At 62.9% G+C, this 16,934-nt stretch carries 9 protein-coding genes; 4 read left to right on the top strand and 5 right to left on the bottom strand.

Annotated elements, in window-relative coordinates; all coding sequences use genetic code 11:
* Positions 1 to 150 precede the first annotated feature (150 nt).
* The 4 genes from atpD to H6650_00020 all read right to left on the bottom strand — a co-directional run bounded on the left by atpD (position 151) and on the right by H6650_00020 (position 5,521).
* The gene (gene atpD / locus H6650_00005; protein MCB8950372.1) at positions 151 to 1,545 is read right to left on the bottom strand and encodes a F0F1 ATP synthase subunit beta; all 1,395 of its coding nucleotides are present in this window, start codon (positions 1,543 to 1,545) and stop codon (positions 151 to 153) included.
* A 151-nt stretch (positions 1,546 to 1,696) separates the two neighbouring features.
* Positions 1,697 to 2,602, bottom strand: a complete 906-nt coding sequence (atpG, locus tag H6650_00010) for an ATP synthase F1 subunit gamma (protein ID MCB8950373.1) — start codon at positions 2,600 to 2,602, stop codon at positions 1,697 to 1,699.
* 28 nt (positions 2,603 to 2,630) lie between these two features.
* The gene (locus H6650_00015) at positions 2,631 to 4,301 is read right to left on the bottom strand and encodes a F0F1 ATP synthase subunit alpha (GenBank protein ID MCB8950374.1); all 1,671 of its coding nucleotides are present in this window, start codon (positions 4,299 to 4,301) and stop codon (positions 2,631 to 2,633) included.
* A gap of 152 nt (positions 4,302 to 4,453) precedes the next feature.
* Positions 4,454 to 5,521, bottom strand: a complete 1,068-nt coding sequence (locus H6650_00020) for a M42 family metallopeptidase (protein ID MCB8950375.1) — start codon at positions 5,519 to 5,521, stop codon at positions 4,454 to 4,456.
* Between the two features lie 410 nt (positions 5,522 to 5,931).
* On the opposite strand from H6650_00020, the gene H6650_00025 reads away from it, so the two are divergent.
* The 4 genes from H6650_00025 to H6650_00040 all read left to right on the top strand — a co-directional run bounded on the left by H6650_00025 (position 5,932) and on the right by H6650_00040 (position 15,537).
* Complete coding sequence (locus tag H6650_00025; protein MCB8950376.1) at positions 5,932 to 8,139, top strand: hypothetical protein; 2,208 nt, start codon at positions 5,932 to 5,934, stop codon at positions 8,137 to 8,139.
* A 194-nt stretch (positions 8,140 to 8,333) separates the two neighbouring features.
* The gene (locus H6650_00030) at positions 8,334 to 11,135 is read left to right on the top strand and encodes a glycosyltransferase family 39 protein (GenBank protein MCB8950377.1); all 2,802 of its coding nucleotides are present in this window, start codon (positions 8,334 to 8,336) and stop codon (positions 11,133 to 11,135) included.
* Positions 11,132 to 13,309, top strand: a complete 2,178-nt coding sequence (locus tag H6650_00035; GenBank protein ID MCB8950378.1) for a glycosyltransferase family 39 protein — start codon at positions 11,132 to 11,134, stop codon at positions 13,307 to 13,309. The genes H6650_00030 and H6650_00035 overlap by 4 nt, the downstream gene beginning before the upstream one ends.
* Positions 13,306 to 15,537: a phospholipid carrier-dependent glycosyltransferase gene (locus H6650_00040; protein MCB8950379.1), complete on the top strand. Its 2,232-nt coding sequence runs from the start codon at positions 13,306 to 13,308 to the stop codon at positions 15,535 to 15,537. Before H6650_00035 ends, H6650_00040 begins: the two co-directional genes overlap by 4 nt.
* A 5-nt stretch (positions 15,538 to 15,542) precedes the next feature.
* On the opposite strand, the gene H6650_00045 is transcribed toward H6650_00040, so the two are convergent.
* Positions 15,543 to 16,931: a PQQ-dependent sugar dehydrogenase gene (locus H6650_00045; GenBank protein ID MCB8950380.1), complete on the bottom strand. Its 1,389-nt coding sequence runs from the start codon at positions 16,929 to 16,931 to the stop codon at positions 15,543 to 15,545.
* Positions 16,932 to 16,934 lie beyond the last annotated feature (3 nt).

Raw genomic sequence — 16,934 nt, forward strand, 5'->3', positions numbered from 1 at the left:
AAGAAAGAGTAATTGGTGAATGTGTGAATTGCCGCACGATTAATGACCACTTTCAAAAAATGGCCGGCATTTCACCCCATCATTAACCATCCAACAGTTCACCAATTCACCAATTAATGATTACTGAAGCTGCGCTGCCTGTCACAAACGTCACGCTTGCGCGCGCATCTGTTCCGCTTTCGCCACCGCATGGTCAATCGTCCCCACCATGTAGAAAGCCTGTTCCGGTAGGGCGTCATGCTTGCCATCAAGGATTTCGCGGAAGCCGCGCACGGTTTCGGGAATGGTCACATATTGCCCGTCCAGACCGTGGAACTTCTCCGCCACGAACATGGGCTGACCCAGGAAGCGCTCAATCTTACGCGCGCGCGCCACCAACAGCTTGTCATCTTCGCTTAATTCGTCAATACCAAGAATGGCGATGATGTCCTGCAAGTCCTTGTACCGCTGCAATACCTGCTTTACTTCGCGCGCCGTGCGGTAATGCTCTTCGCCGACGATGTGCGGCTGCAAAGCACGGCTGGAGGAGGAAAGGGGGTCTACGGCAGGGAAGATACCTTTGGCGAACACCGTGCGCTCCAGCGTCAGGCTGGCGTCCAGGTGAGCAAACGTAGCCACGGGCGCGGGGTCGGAGTAGTCGTCGGCGGGCACGTATACGGCCTGCATGGAGGTGATGGAGCCTGCCTTTGTGGAGGTGATACGCTCCTGCAACTGGCCCATTTCCGCGGCCAGGGTCGGCTGGTAGCCGACCGCGCTGGGCATTCGGCCCAACAGAGCGGACATTTCCGAACCGGCCAGCACGAAGCGGAAGATGTTGTCAATGAAGAGAAGGACGTCGCGCCCTTCGTCGCGGAAATACTCGGCCATGGAAAGACCGGTGAGGGCCACGCGCAGGCGCACGCCCGGCGGCTCGTTCATCTGTCCGAACACCATCGCCACGGAGTTGTTCACCCCGTAGTCCTGCAACTCGTAGTAAAGGTCGGTTCCTTCGCGCGTGCGCTCGCCCACGCCCGCGAATACGGACACGCCTTCGTGCGCCGTGGCCACGGAGCGGATCAGCTCCGAAATGGTCACGGTCTTGCCGACACCCGCGCCGCCATAGATGCCTGTCTTTCCACCTTTGATCAGGGGAGCAATCAGGTCAATGACCTTCATGCCCGTCTCAAATGTTTCTACTTTGGTGGACTGCTCCTGGAAAGAGGGGGCGGGGCGGTGAATGGGGTAATAGGTGTCCGACTTCGGGGTGGGTTGGCCGTCAATGGCGTCGCCAATGACGTTAAAAACGCGCCCCAGCGTCACCGGGCCTACGGGCACTTTGATGGGCGCGCCGGTTGACTTGACTTCCGCGCCGCGCGCCAATCCGTCCGTGGCGTCCATTGCCACGGCGCGTACCACCCCCGCGCCCAGATGCTGCTGCACTTCCAGCACGAGGCGGCCTTCCGTGCGCACAACCTCCAGGGCTTCATAAATCTCCGGCAAGTGGCCTTCGGGGAACTGGACGTCCAGGACGACGCCACGAATTGCGGTTACTTTGCCTATCGCCATTTAATCCTCCATATGATCTGCCTGGGCGTTATCAGCTTCCAGGCGGACGTTCTGCCTGGGCGTTATCAGCTTCCGGGCGGACGTTCTGCCTGGGCGTTATCAGCTTCCGGGCGGACGTTCTGCCTGGAAGTTATCAGCTTCCGGGCAGACGTTATCCTTTCAGTGCTTCAGCGCCGCCGACGATGTCCAGGATTTCGCCCGTGATGCTTGCCTGGCGGGCCTTGTTTCTTTGTAGGGTGAGTTCATCAATCAGGACGCTGGCGTTGTCAGTGGCATTTTGCATGGCCATCATGCGGGCGCTGTGTTCGCTGGCCAGCGACTCCAGAACGGATTGATAAACTTGCAGGTCGGTGAAGCGAGGTACGATGACGTTTAAGAGCGCCGCCGGTTCCGGCTCATAGCTGTAAACACGGCTGGAGACATTGCTCAGGTCTACGCCCTTGACGTATTCGGCCACGGCCATGCCTTCGAAGTCGAGGGGCTTGAGTGGCAAAAGCTGCTTCACCGCGGGTACGCGGGTGACAATGTTGATGAAGTCGGTGTATGCGATAAAGACTTGATCGACTTTGCCGGCAAGATAGTCATCCACCACCACCTGCGCAATCGGACTCGTATCCAGGGTAGACGGCGGATCCGGCAGGTTATCGAAACTCGCCACCACGTTGTAGCCGCGGCGAATCATCAGGTCGCGCCCCTTGCGCCCCACCGTGATGACCTGGGCGGGCGTGTGCAGGGCTTGAATAAATCGCTCCGCGCGAGCCACGATGTTCGCATTGTAGGCCCCGGCCAACCCACGGTCCGACGTGATCAGGATGATGGCCGTGTTTTTGATTTCGCCGCGAGACGTGAGCAGAGGGTGTCCCGATTCGCCCACGCCGGGCTGCGCCGCCAGGTTGTTGAGAATCTCAAACGCCTTTGCCGCATAGACGCGGGTAGCCTGAACCTGTTTCTGCGCGCGCTGCATCTTGGATGTAGAAACGGCGGCGAGGGCACTCGTCACCTGCGCGATGTTTTTGATACTGGCTATGCGTTTCTTCAGTTCGCGTTCAGTAGCCAAGATTGACTCCTTTTGTGTTCCTGGTGGATTATTGACCTGCCCAGGTGGCGTTGAAGTCGGTCAGGGCCTGTTTCAGGGCGGCTTCGGTAGCGTCCGTCCACCGCTTGGTGTCCCGAATGGTTGCGCCCACTTCGGTGTGGGCGGTGTCCATATAGCGCGTGAATTCGCTGATCCAACGGCGCACTTCGTCTTTTTTCACGTGATCGAGGTAGCCGCGCGTGCCGGCATAAATCAACATCACCTGATGATCCAACGCATACGGCGCATACTGCGGCTGCTTCAACAACTCCATCAAACGCTCACCACGCGCCAACTGCCGCTGCGTCGCCGGGTCCAGGTCCGAACCGAACTGCGCGAACGCCGCCAACTCCCGGAACTGCGCCAGGTCCGCCTTCAAACCACCTGCCACCTTCTTCATCGCGTGCGTTTGCGCGCTGCTGCCCACGCGGGAGACGGACAAACCGGTGTTAATAGCCGGCCGCTGCCCCGCGTTGAACAGGTCCGTTTCCAGGAAAAGCTGCCCATCCGTGATCGAAATAACGTTCGTGGGAATGTAGGCGGACACGTCACCCAACAGCGTCTCAATAATCGGCAGCGCCGTCAAGGACCCGCCAGTTCCCGGCACCTTGCGCGCCTCATGTTGGTCCGCGTCCGGCATCGCCTCCATCGCCTTTTCCAGGTTATCCTTGGCCAGGTTGCCATAATAACGCCGGCCATCCACGCCCTGCGTTTCGCTCGTCACCTCGCTCCCTTTAGGAACGATCACGTACTCGTCACGCAGACGCACGGCGCGCTCCAACAAACGGCTGTGCAGCGAGAAAATGTCGCCCGGATACGCCTCGCGCCCAGGGGGGCGGCGCAAAATCAGAGACATCTCACGATACGCCCAGGCGTGCTTGGAAAGGTCATCATAAATGACCAGGGCGTCGCGCCCATTCTCCATGAACTCCTCGCCAATGGCGCAGCCCGCATACGGAGCGAAGTATTGCAGCGGCGCAGGATCGGAAGCGCCGGCAACGACCACGACGGTGTACTCCATCGCCCCGTAGCTGTCCAACGCCGCCACAACCTGCGCCAACTGCCCCACGCGCTGTCCAATCGCCACGTAGATGCAGATCATGTCCTTGCCCTTCTGGTTCACAATGGTGTCCAGGGCAATGGCCGTCTTACCCGTCTGGCGGTCGCCGATGATCAACTCGCGCTGACCGCGGCCAATGGGGAACATGGCGTCGATAGACATGATACCCGTCTGCACGGGGGTGTCCACTTCCTTGCGCTCAATGATGCCGGGAGCAATACGCTCAATAGGGCGGCGGTTGGCGGCATTGATGGGGCCTTTGCCGTCCAGGGGATTACCCAGTGAGTCCACCACCCGCCCGATCAGAGCATCCCCCACGGGAACGGAGGCGATCAGGCCCGTGGCCCGCACTTCGTCCCCCTCTTCAATTTCCGTGTAGTCGCCCATGATCACAATACCGACGTTGTCCGGCTCCAGATTGAGGGCAACGCCGCGCACGCCGTTACTAAACTCCACCAGTTCCGACGCCTTCACGTCAGCCAGACCTTCCGCCAGGGCGATACCATCCCCCACGGAGCGAACCGTCCCCACGCTGCGGGACGTTAATTGATACTCAAATCCTTCGATTTGCTCGAGAAGCGCATCCGTGATCTTCTGAAAATCGGGGGCAACGGTTGCCATACACTATCCTCCATTTAATTAGGTGCATTCCATCTTGAGAGGGAGGCAAAGCAATAATTAATTGTTGAGTGGTTGAATGGGTGAATGGTTACTTGCTCACGCATTCACGAACGATTATTGCCAGTTCCCTTCAAATTCAGTTTTCTCATTTCTCAGATTGTCAACCCGCCCACAGTTTCCGCATCCAGTCGGGCAACGAGGGCGATCAGCAGTCGGATCGACTGATCATAATCATCGCGGTAAATGATGGAGCCGTGGCTGTGGATGTGCCGCGAAGGAACACCCAAGACAACCGTGGGGACGCCGGTGCCGTGCATGTGAATGGCCGCGCCATCCGTTGCGCCACCGGGCATGAGGGAGTATTGCAAGGGTATCCCCAGGCTGGCGGCGGTGTCAATGACGAGATCGCGCAGCTTGATGTTGGGAATCATGCGCGCGTCGTAGACCATCAGGCTGGGGCCGCCGCCCAGTTTGACATCGCTTTCTTCCGGTTTGATGCCGGGCACGTCGCCGGCAATGTCGGATTCGAGGATGATGGCCACGTCGGGGTCAATGGCGCGCACGCTGGTGGTGGCTCCACGTACGCCCACCTCTTCCATGACGGTGGCTACGCCGTAGAGGTGGTTGGTGTCGTTGCCCTGTTCCGCGTAGTGGCGCAGGGTTTCCACGACGAGGGCGCAGCCAATGCGGTTGTCGAACGCTTTGGCCAGGTAGGATTTGCCGTTGGACAAGATCTGGAACTGGCTCTGGGGAACAATGGGGTCGCCTACGCGAATGCCGGCATTCTCCACATCCTCTTTCCCCGTCGCCCCCACATCAATATACATCTCATCCTTCGTCACAATCTTCTTGCGATCATCCGCCGTCAGCAAATGCGGCGGCCTGGCCCCAATCACCCCCGTCACATTCCCCTTGTGCGTCTTGATCACCACGCGATGACCCAACAAAACCTGGTCCCACCACCCACCAAGTGGCAAAAACTTGATGAAGCCTTCCTTCGTCACATGGCGCACAATAAAGCCAATCTCATCCATGTGCCCCGCCAACAACACTTTGGGGCCGCTCCCCGGCTGCTCGCAAATCAGGCTGCCCAAATGATCCCGCGATACCTGCCCCAACGGCTCCAGATATTGACGCAACAACGCCCTCACTTCCGTCTCATAACCGGGCACGCCATGCGCTTCGGTTATGGCCTGTAAAAATTGCTCCGTCGCATCCACAGTTTCTGATGATCCTTCTTGACATAGGAGAGGCAGCGATTTGCCCCGCCATTTGCACCCACGGCACACGACTGGCGACAGCCCGGTCACGACACGGCAAACGCGCCGCCACCAACCTGTCGCCCCCTGACAACTTCCGCCAGACGATGATTGTCAGGGGACAATCACTCCTGTGCGTACAAATGGAATTCGGTAAAAGTAGCAGGATTTGACCAGGAGGCGCATCCGTACGCGGCCATCCACCGCGCCGGGAGGATTTTCACATGCAAGAGTAACCCACCAGCACGCCCCTGGTAGCAGGGGAAGTTTACCGTAGCCCCGGCAGTTTGTCCACAATTCGCAAACCCTCCGCGCGGCGTCATGCTGGCTTCGCCCTATTTTCGCGGGCACACATCCGCTATAATGGCCTGGTGACAAAACAAACAGGGAATCGTGGGGCGCGGCTGCTTCGCTGGGAACTGCCGGCAATTTTGCTCGCATTTAGCCTTCTGGTGGGGTTGACCAGTTGGGCCGTTCCCCCCTTCGAGGGACCCGATGGCCCCGAACATTTCGCCTATGTTCTCTGGCTCGCTGCCGGCAAAAGCTTTCCGCCACAAGGAGCAGCCGCCTGGGACACCCCCCTGCGCCAGGAAGCCAGCCAGCCCCCCCTCTATTACGCCCTGGCCGCCCTCACCCTGCGTCTGGCAGGCGCGGGGCAATTCGACCGCCCCATCCAACGCAATCCCCACTTCCCCTCCGACGCCCCCGGCTACCTGCCCGACAACAAAAACGTCGTCATTCACGATCCCCAACGCCCCGCCTGGGAAGATGGCTGGGGACCCGTGTATCTGGCGCGGCTCGTCTCCTGGGTCTCCGGCCTGATCCTGCTGGCAGCCGTCTACGGCCTGGCGCGGGAAACCGCTCCAGAGACCCCCCTCGTGCCCCACCTCGCCACCCTCGCCGTCGCCCTCAACCCGCAGATCATCTTCCAAAGCAGCGTCGTCTCCAACGACATCGCCGCCGCCGCCGCCAGCGCCGTCACCCTCTGGCTGTGGGCGCGCCTGCTGCGCCGCGGCGCCACGGCCGGGCGCGGGCTGGCCCTGGGTGCGGCCTTTGGCCTGGCGGCACTGGCCAAAACGAACGCGCTGGCGCTGGCCCCGCCCCTGGCGCTGGGGTGGTTCTGGCTATTATGGCGCAAGCCCCACGCGCGCAAACGCACGCTCTCCGCCGGCTTGCTGGCGGCGGCGGCAGCCCTCATCGTCGGCGGCTGGTGGTATGTGCGTTCCTGGTGGGTGCTGGGCAGCCCGTTGGGGTTGAACACCCACTGCTACGCAATCTGGGCCTACTGTGGCGACCCCACCCGCCGCCCGGACGCGCTGGCGCAGTGGCGCGAGGTGTACTACTCCTTCTGGGCCGCGTTTGGGTGGGGCAACATCAAGCCGCCGGGATGGGTGTATGGGGTGTTGAGTGTGTGTTTGCTGCCGGCATTTTACGGATGGACGCGCCTGATCAAACAGTGGCCGCGCCGCCGCCAATGGCAACCAACCAGCCTCCTCCTCCTCCTGCTCGCCCTCGTCTTCCTCCTCCAAATCGGCGCACTAGAACTGTGGATGCGGCAAGTCACCGCGCCGCACGGGCGGCTGCTATTCCCCGCCGTGGGCGCGGTCGCCATCTGGCTGGCCTTCGGCTGGCGCGCCGCCGGGCGATTTGCCCCGCTGCCACTGCTGCTAGCCCTCGTCGCCCTCGCCGCCGGCTCCTGGTGGGGGCTGATTCGCCCCGCCTACGCGCCGCCCACACACCTCTCCCCCGCCGCCGCGGCCGCGCTGGCACAGCCGCTCGGCTGGCGCTTTGATGACCTGGCCGTTCTCACGGGCGCGCAGCCGCTGGCGGACAGCACCGCCGCCGGCGAGACCCTGCCGCTGCGTCTCTGCTGGCACACGCTGGCCCAATCCATCCGGGATAAGAGCGTGTTTGTGCAGCTCGTCGGGCCGCAAAACGAAGTCGTCGCCAGCCGCCGCACCTATCCCGGATTAGGCGGCTACCCCACCAGCCGCTGGGACGTGGGCGTTGATTTTTGTGACGTGGTGCGCGTGGAGATTCCGGCGGACCTGCCCCGCTCCTTGCTCTACCAGGTGGAGGTGGGGTTGATCGATAATGTTTCCGGAGAGCGACTGGCGGTGTTTTCGCCGGCGGGCGAACCGCGCGCGGACCAGTTCGCTACGAGGGTTTTGCTGCGTGCCAGGGAGGTAGGGGAGGAGATGAATGCCGGCACTTCTCCCCTCCAGCTCCAGTCCGCCACCTTCGACACCCACTGGCAGCCGGGCAGCCACCCCACCGTCACCCTCACTTGGGCGCTGGCGCAACCCGTCAGCCTGGACTACACCATCTACGTTCATCTGCGCCCCGCGGCTGGCGACGCCAACGTCGCCCAGGCGGACGCGCCCCCCGTGGATGGCTGGTATCCGACTTCCTATTGGCTCGTCGGCGAACCGGTACGCGACACACATACCTTCGCGCTGCCGGCAAACATCCCCCCCGGACCATACCAACTGTTCGCCGGCTGGTACGATCCCGTCAGCGGCAGCCGCCTGGGGACAGAATTCTTTCTCGGTGACATAACCGTACAGGGACCCCCATGAAACAATTGGACAGCTATCCCAGTTGCAATTGACCTGATGCCGCTTACAATTACGCCGTTAGGAGCGGAAACAACCGAGACAGCGAGGCTGTTTCCTGACCGCTCCACCAGGCTGACGAGGCCATTCCCTTGTTCATTCCATCGTCAGCCCTTGTTGGGGAAACCACGTCACGGCTTTCACCCTCGTAAAACTGTATGAAACGTCTCCCGCTCCTGTTCTTAACCCTTGCCTGCCTGGCCGCCTTTGCCTGGCGCGTCCACCATCTCGACGCCCAGTCCATGTGGAGCGACGAAGGGTTAAGTCTCTATCGGGCGCGGCAAGACGTGCCCACCATCCTCGCCAACCGCATTACCATCGACGACATTGACACCCATGACACCAATCCCCCCCTCTATTTTCTCTTGCTGCACGCCTGGCGCGCCCTTGCCGGCGAATCCGTCTTCGCCCTGCGCTACTTCGGCGTGGCATTGGGCCTGCTGGCCGTGCCCCTGCTCTACGAGTTGGGCCGCCGCGCCTTCAACCGGCGCACCGGGCTGCTGGCCGCCGGCCTGCTCGCCATATCTCCCTTCCACATCTGGCAGTTGCAGGAACTGCGCAACTATCCCCTCCTGCTAACGCTGAACATCCTTTCCGTCTACGCCCTGCTGCGCGCCCTCACCGTCTCCCGGAATCGCGGGAAATGGCTGGCGCTGTGGGCGGGAGCCAGTCTGCTGGGCATTTACACCCACTATTTCGCCTTCTTCGTCTTCGCTTTTGGCCTGCTGGCGCTGCTGCTCTGGGCGGGACAGCGGCGCTGGTCCCCGCCCGCCTGGGTCTGGATAGGCGGGGCGCTGTTGGGCGCTGCCCTGCTGCCCGTCATTGCCGTCGCCCTGGGGCGATTGCGCGCGGGGCAACAGTCCGGCTTCGTCTACGTGCCGCCGCAAGACATCCTCTCGCACGCGGCCAGCGTCTACAGCGTCGGATTTGCGCCCACGGTGGTGCAACCACTGTGGCGCGTGGCTCCCGTGCTGCTTCTGGTCGTCCTGGGCGCGGCGGGGCTGCTCATTGCCCGTCGCCGCGCCGCCACCCTCTTCATCCTGGCCTACCTGTTCGTCCCCCTGGGGCTGCTGCTGCTGCTCTCCCTGATCACACCACTGTACAATGGGCAGCGGCATCTTTTCATGGGATTGCCGCCGTATTTGCTGCTGGCGGCAGCAGGGGTAGACTCGCTGGCCCGGCGCTGGCGGTGGGCAGCGGTGGCGCTGGCCCTGTTTGTGCTGGGCAGCCAGATAAGCTGGACGCACACGCAGTTCACGGCAGCGAACCTGGTTAAAGACGACGTGCGCGGCGTCGCCGACTATCTCAACCGGGTGGCCGGTCCCGATGATGTGGTGGTGCTGCACGACGCTATTCTAAAACTCACCTTCGATTATTATTACCACGGCGCGGCGGCGGCGCTGGCCCTGCCCCGCTACGCGCAAATGTCCGTCGCCGACGGGGAAGCCGCCATGCAAACGGCGGGCGCGGCGGCACGGCGCGTTTGGTTCCTGGCGGAGCCATTGCCGCGTGATGGCTTTCCCCCCTTTGCCCTCACCGATTGGGTGAACGCGCATTGGGCGTTCGTCACAAGCTGCCGCTTTCCGGCCATCTGGTTGGGGCTGAACCTCGCCGCCTATCTACCACAGCCCGCCGCCATTGTGCCGGCAACAGCCACAACCACGGACGTTCCGGTAGCGGCCTGGGTCAATGGCCTGCAACTGGTGCGGCAGCAAGCGGAAAGCGCGGGGCGCGCCGGCGACGTGTGGTGGAGCCGCCTGGACTGGCGCGGGCTTGCGCCAGAGGGCGCGCCGTTGACGCTCTCGCTGCGCCTCATGGACGACGCGGGCAACACATGGGCGCAGGTGGACCGCCCCCTACCGCGAGAGTTGCCCACGCAGCCCGATGAGGTCGTGCGCCGCGAATTCGGGCTGCCCCTGCCGGAAGGGTTGCCGCCCGGCCATTATCAGGTATGGTTGCGGCTGGTAGCGCAGCCGGACAATACCCCGGTGTACACCGACGCAGGGCCGGTGGATGTGTTGCTGCAGCCGGATTTTGTGGTAACGGCGTCCGCATTCCGTCAGTCGCAAACGTGCCTGCCGGCATTTACCGCCCGCGCGGCGGATATGGGGGGCGGCATATCGTTGTTGGGCTATCGTCTGCCGCAGGGCCAGTACCGTCCGGGGCATGAGTTTCCGCTGCAACTGTTCTGGCAAGCGAGCCGTGTGCCACGGCAGGATTATCAACTGCGGATCCAACTGCTGGCGGCGGATGGGCGCATCGTTGGCGAAACGCTGACCACCCCGAGCCGCCCCGAGTTTCCGCCGACGCAGTGGCAGCCGGGGCAGGTCGTGCAGGGGCAGGCGAACATGCTCATCCCCGCCGCCGCGCCTGACGGGCTGAATCTTGTGCGCATCGCTCTGGTTGACCCGCAAACCGGGCGGCAACTGTCCGTGCGCCCGCAAGGGGCGCTGTGGGGGCAAACAGGGCTGCCGTTGGACGAGGTGCAGGTGGTGGCGTGGCCGTATGTGGCGGAGATGCCGCCTATTTCCACGCCGGCACGGGTCGATTTTGGCGCGCCGCCGCAAATCGCATTGCATGGGTATGATCTAGAGCGGACGGCGGCGCAGCCTGGAGACACGGTGAATCTGACACTGTATTGGCGTTCGCTGGCGGACCTGGCGCAGAGTTATGTGGTGTTGGTGCATTTGTCCAGCGCGGAGGAGGTGATTGTGGGGCAAGGGGATGGTCCGCCGGATCGGGGGGTGCGGCCAACGACGAGTTGGCGCGAGGGGGAGGTGATTGTGGATACGCATTCGCTGACGGTGGCCGCGGATACGGCGCCGGGCACGTACAGGCTGTGGGTGGGGTTGTATGATCGGGAGACGGGGGAGAGAATGCCGGCATTCTCCGCCACCCACCCCGCATCCGACAACCGCATCTGGCTCACCGACCTGCAAATCACCGAGGCCGCCCCATGAACCATCACCGTCGGGTTCTTGCCGGCATCCTCGCCGCCTACCTCCTCCTCACCCTCGCCTGGGGCATCCGCAACCCCCTCTTCGAAGCCCCCGACGAACAACACCACTACTTCACCGCCCAGGCCATCGCCGACACCTGGCGGCTGCCCACCGTCCTCCCCGGCGACGACTACAACCGCCTCATGGGGCAAGAAGCCGCCCAGCCCCCTCTCTACTACATCCTCGGCGCCCTGCTGATCGCCCCCATCGACACCACCGGCGCGGAAAGCCAGTTGTGGTTCAACCCCTTTGTGCGCCTCGGCGACGCCAGTTCCCCCGCCAACATCAACGCCTTCGTCCACACACCCGCGGAAGCGTGGCCGTGGCACGGCATGACCCTGGCGGCCCACCTGCTGCGCGCTTTCTCCACCCTTTTGGGGTTGGGCACGCTCCTTTGCATCTACGGCAGCGGACGACTCCTGTGGCCCGCGCACCCGGAACGCGCTCTGCTCGCCACCGCCCTCGTCGCCTTCCTGCCTCAGTTTGAATTCCACCACGGCGCCGTCACCAACGACACACTCATTATTTTCACTGCCAGCGCCGCCATCTACCAACTTTTGCGCCTTTGGCTGGACAAAATCACCACGCCGCGGCTGGTCTTGCTGGGCCTGACCGTGGGCGCGGCCATGCTGAGCAAAAACGCCGGATTGCTGCTGCTGGCCTATGCCGCCGGCTTCCTTTTCCTGCTGATCTGGCGCGGCCAAAAGCCCCACGTGGTCCTGCGCGCCATCCTGATTACGGCAGGCGTGGCCCTGCTGGCGGGCGGGTGGCTCTACTGGCGCAACTGGCAACTTTACGGCGACATCACCGCCACCAATCAGTTCATCCGCATTGCCGGCGGCGACCAGGGCTATGCCGTGCGCGAGGTGCTGCGCGAAACCGCGAAGATCGGGGATTCGCTGATCGCCGTTTTTGGTTGGTTTAACGTACGCGCCCCTCAATGGGTATATGGCGTATGGCAGGGCATTGCGCTGCTGGCGGTCGTGGGCGGCCTGTTCGCCGCTGCTCGCCGCCCGGAAGCGGGAACAAACGTGGACCGCCGCGCCCGCTTTCGCCTGTATGGGCTGTTGTGCTTGTGGCCGCTGCTGGTCTACCTGGGGCTGTTCCAGTTCATGCTGAAAACGCCTGCCGCGCAGGGACGGCTGCTCTTCCCCGCCCTGCTGCCCCTGGCGCTGATGCTGGGGGCGGCATGGAGCCATCTGCCATACAGCAGATGGTGGCGCTGGCTGCTCCCCGCGGCGGCGGCGGCGACCTCGCTCACGTGCGTGGCTTTCGTCATTCCGCGCGCCTACGCCCCCATGCCCGTGGCCGACGCGGCGGAAATCGCCGCCGCGCCGCTGGACGCCGATCTAGGCGCGCACATCACCCTGGTGGCGGCCCAGGTAGACACCCCGGCGGCGCACGCCGGGGAGTGGGTATGGCTCACCCTGTTCTGGCGCGCGGAGGCGGCGATCACCGCCAGCCGGGAGGACACCCCTCAGTACGTCATTCTCCTGGTTGGGCGCGATTATGAGGTGGTAGGCAAACTGCAAAGTTACCAGGGCGCGGGGCGCGAGCCGGCGTCGCTCTGGCCCGTGGGGCAGGTTTTGCGTGAGCGCGTGCCCGTGCGTCTGGCGGATGACACGGCCACGCCGGCGCGGGTAGACGTGAAGGTGAGTCTGGTGGACCAGGAACCGCTGGTGACAATGGGGGCGCTGAAGGTGACGCCGCGCCAGTGGCCGCCGCCGGCGCCGCCGCTGGCGCAATTGGGCGATGGCATTGAGCTAATCGCGGCGGAGATGGAACCACAAACGGTCCCGGTCGGCGGCGTGGTGACCGTGAGCGTGACGTGGCAGGCCGCGGCGGATGTGCCGCGAGACTTTACGACGTTTGTGCATGTGGGGGATCCGTCACGGCCACCGCTGGCTCAGGGGGACGCGCCGCCGCGCGACTACCCGACGCATTTCTGGCAGGCGGGCGAACGCATCCCCGACCGGTACACGATTCAACTGCCCGCTGATTTGCCGGCAGGACGCTATCCCGTGCAGATGGGTATGTATGATCCGGCGGACGGGGGACGCTTGCCCCTGACGGTTGCCGGAGAACGACAACCATATGACGCTTTTGCGCTGGGTTGGCTGGAGGTACGCCCATGAGGGGAGAAGCCACCGTTTCGTCCTGGTTGGCGCGCCGGGGGTTGACCCTCATCCTGGTGTGCTATGCCGTGCTGGGCGTGACATACGCGCTGGCGACGCCGCCGCTGGAGTCATCGGATGAGTACAAGCATTATCCGGTGGTGCAGTATATTCAAATGACGGGGCGGCTGCCGGTGCTGGACGCGGATGATCCGGGTCGTTGGAAGCAAGAAGGGGCGCAGCCACCGCTTTATTATGGCTTGATGGCTTTGGCGACGGCGTGGATTGATAGTGGGGATTTGCCGGCAATTTATCACCCCAACCCCCACGCTTACGTCGGCGATCCCAACCAGATCAAGAACAAGAACATTATGCTGCATGACCCGGCGCGCGAAGCGTTCCCCTGGCAGGGGGCCATCCTGGCCGTGTACGTGATTCGGCTACTTTCCATTGGGCTGGGGTTGGGAACCATCACACTAACGGCGCGGCTGGGAAACGTGTTGTTTGCCGACCGTCACGTGGGGCTGCTGGCGGCGGCGCTGACAGCGTTTAATCCGATGTTCTTGTTCATTAGCGCGGCGGTGAACAATGATTCGTTGACGGCGCTGCTGGGCGTTGCCGGCATTTATCTCCTGGTCCACATCTGGCAAAAACCCGCGTGGTCGTGGCGCTTTCCCGCCCTCGGCCTCATCCTCGGCCTGGGCATCCTCACCAAACTCTCGCTAGGCGCGCTGCTTGGGCTGACCGGGATAGCCCTGGCCTGGCGCGCCTGGCAAACGCGGGACTGGCGGCTCCTCCTCTGGCGCGGCGGGCTGGTCGCCGCCATGGCCCTCCTCGTCTCCGGCTGGTGGTTCTGGCGCAACTTCCAACTTTATGGCGATCCGCTGGCCCTGAACGTTTTTCTCGCCGTGCAGGGCACGCGGGCACAGACAATCACGCTGGACGATTGGCGCGGGGAATTTGGCACATTTTACCGCAGCTTTTGGGGTCTGTTTGGCGGTGTGAACGTCGCCGCGCCGCAATGGTTCTACGCCATCTGCAACGGGCTGGCGCTGATTGGCGGCGGCGGCCTGTTGTGGCGCGCGTGGCGCGGGCGGCAGGCCGCCAACCAGGAGAACAAAGGGCTTTGGCTGTTGGTGGCCTGGGGCGTCATCGTACTTGTCTTGCTGCTGCGGTGGACGATTTACGCTCCCTCATTCCAGGGGCGGTTAATGTTCGCGGCCATCGGGGGGCTGAATATTCTGTGGGCGGCGGGATTGGCCGCGCTGCTCCCGCGCACGAGGGGGGCCGCCTGGATGGCCACGGGCTGGCTGCTGGTGATGGCGGCGCTGCTGCCGTGGGTCTCCATTCGCCCCGCTTATGCTTTTCCCCAACCGCTAACTGGCGTGCCCGCCGCGGCGGCCTACGATCCTATCCGGTTTCGCACGCCAGAGGGTGAAATTCGGCTGGTAGGCGTGGAAATGCCCCCCGACCAGACGGTGTTTCCGGGAGAAAACACGCCCGTGGTCGTCACGCTCTATTGGCAGGCGGTCACACCCGTGCGCGAGAATTACGTGACGGCGGTGCATTTGTTAGGACGCGAGCTGGCTTCCGTAGGGCAGGTGGACCGCTATCCGGGGTGGGGAATGGTTCCGACCAGCGTGTGGCTGCCGGGGCAAATCTGGCGCGATCCGTACCAGATTTACCCGATTGACATTGCTTCGGCCCCCACGCGCCTGCGTCTCAGCGTTTCGCTCTACAATCCAGACAAACCGGACGAGGTTGTTACGATGACGCAGGATGGCGCGGAGATGACGCTGCTGCTGCTGCCGGAATCTGCGCGGCTGGCGGCGGTGGGGGAGAGGGAGATGCCGGCATTTCCCCTCAACGTCCCATTTGCCGATAACATCACCCTGCGCGGCTACCGTGTCGCTGCCGGCACACCGGGAGAAATCTTGCCGCTCACGCTGTTTTGGCAGGCAACGGGCGCGCCCGGCCAGGCGTACACGGTGTTTGTCCACCTGCTGGACGCCAACGGAGAGGAAGTGCAGGTGGCGGATGCGCCGCCGGTAGGCAACGACTATCCCACCGATTTATGGCGGGCGGGGGATTGGGTGGATGATACGCATTGGTTAGATTTGCCGGAGGAAATGCCGGCAGGAACCTACACCATCTCCGTCGGCCTCTACCTGCGGGAAACGGGCGAACGGCTGCCACGGCTGGATGGACAAGGCAGCCGCGTCCTCTGGCCCGTGGACGTGCGCCCCTGACGCCATCAGGGAACAATCAGGCGAAATAGCGTCGGCGGCCCCGTTCCGCCATCGACAAAGTAGCCACTGGCGTACAATTCACCTGCGGGTCCGGGAGCGAGTACCGTCCAAAAAACGGGGAAATCGCCCAGCGGCGCCTTTTCGCCGACCGGATTGACGGTGGAATAGCGCCATATCTCCCCGCTGCACAGGTCCGCATACAGATACTGCCCCCAAAGCGTGGGGAACTGCTCGCCGCGATAGACCACGCCGCCAATAACCGAACAGCCGGGAAAGTGGGCGTACGTCAACAGCGGCGGCGTGTATTCGGTTTCGAGATCACAGTCAATCGCATCGGGGAACAACGCGGCGTAGTTGATGTCTCCTTCGTAGCAGTGCCATCCATAATTAAGCCCGCCCTGACCCGCCGGCTGAAAACTCACCTCTTCCCGCAGCCATTCGCCTACGTCACCAATGTACATGTCACCCGTGACGCTGTCGAAAGAGAACCGCCATGGGTTGCGCAGCCCCAACGCCCATATTTCGGCGCAGACAGGCTCGTCATCTTCGGATTCGTGGTCGGCTCCGTAGGCGCTGTCATCTTCGGATTCGTGGTCGGATTCCTCGGTGAAGGGGTTGGTCAGGGGGACGGTATAAGGGGCGTCGGCGAGGCCACAGTCCGGGGGTAGGCCGCCGGCTTGGTCTACGTCGATGCGCAAAATTTTGCCCAGAAGGACATCTTTTTCTTGCGCGTTGTTGTTCGGGTCGCCGGGAATGCCGCTGCCAATGTAAGGGTCGGGACCCCCATCTCCCACGGCGATGTAAAGGTAGCCATCCGGGCCAAAGTGGAGGTCGCCGCCATTGTGGACGGGACTGACAAGGCCGCTATCCTCGTCAACCGGCTTGGGAATGGACATGAGGAGTTGGCGGCTGCCGGCATCTGCGAGATTGGGATTGCCGGCATCAACGTGATAACGGGCAATAGTCACTTTCGTGGTCTGCGTCGCCGTGTACGACACGAAAAAAACGCCATTTTCGGCATAGTCGGGATGGAACACAAGACCAAGCAAACCCTCCTCCCAGTTCAACGTGCTCACGTCAGCACTGATGTCCAGAAACGGCGTCGGTAGAACGACACCATTCTGTACGATGTCTATCATCCCCTCGCGGTAGACGAGAAAGATGCGCGGGTCGTCCGGTGGCGCGGTGATGTCCGTGACGGTGTGCGAATTAAGATCGGTAACGACGACTTCCAGTTGGATGGATGTGGGGGGTGGGCCAGATTTGCGCAGGACGGGAACGAAGTTGAAGGCGCTGCCGCTGGAAAAGACGGCTTCAGAAGCAAAAAACGCCGCGAATAACAAAACCGCGCCCAGCATGAGAAACAATATGAGCCGCGACAGGTGTTGGTTCATTTT

Source organism: Ardenticatenales bacterium (assembly GCA_020634515.1).
In the GTDB taxonomy this organism is placed as follows: domain Bacteria; phylum Chloroflexota; class Anaerolineae; order Promineifilales; family Promineifilaceae; genus JAGVTM01.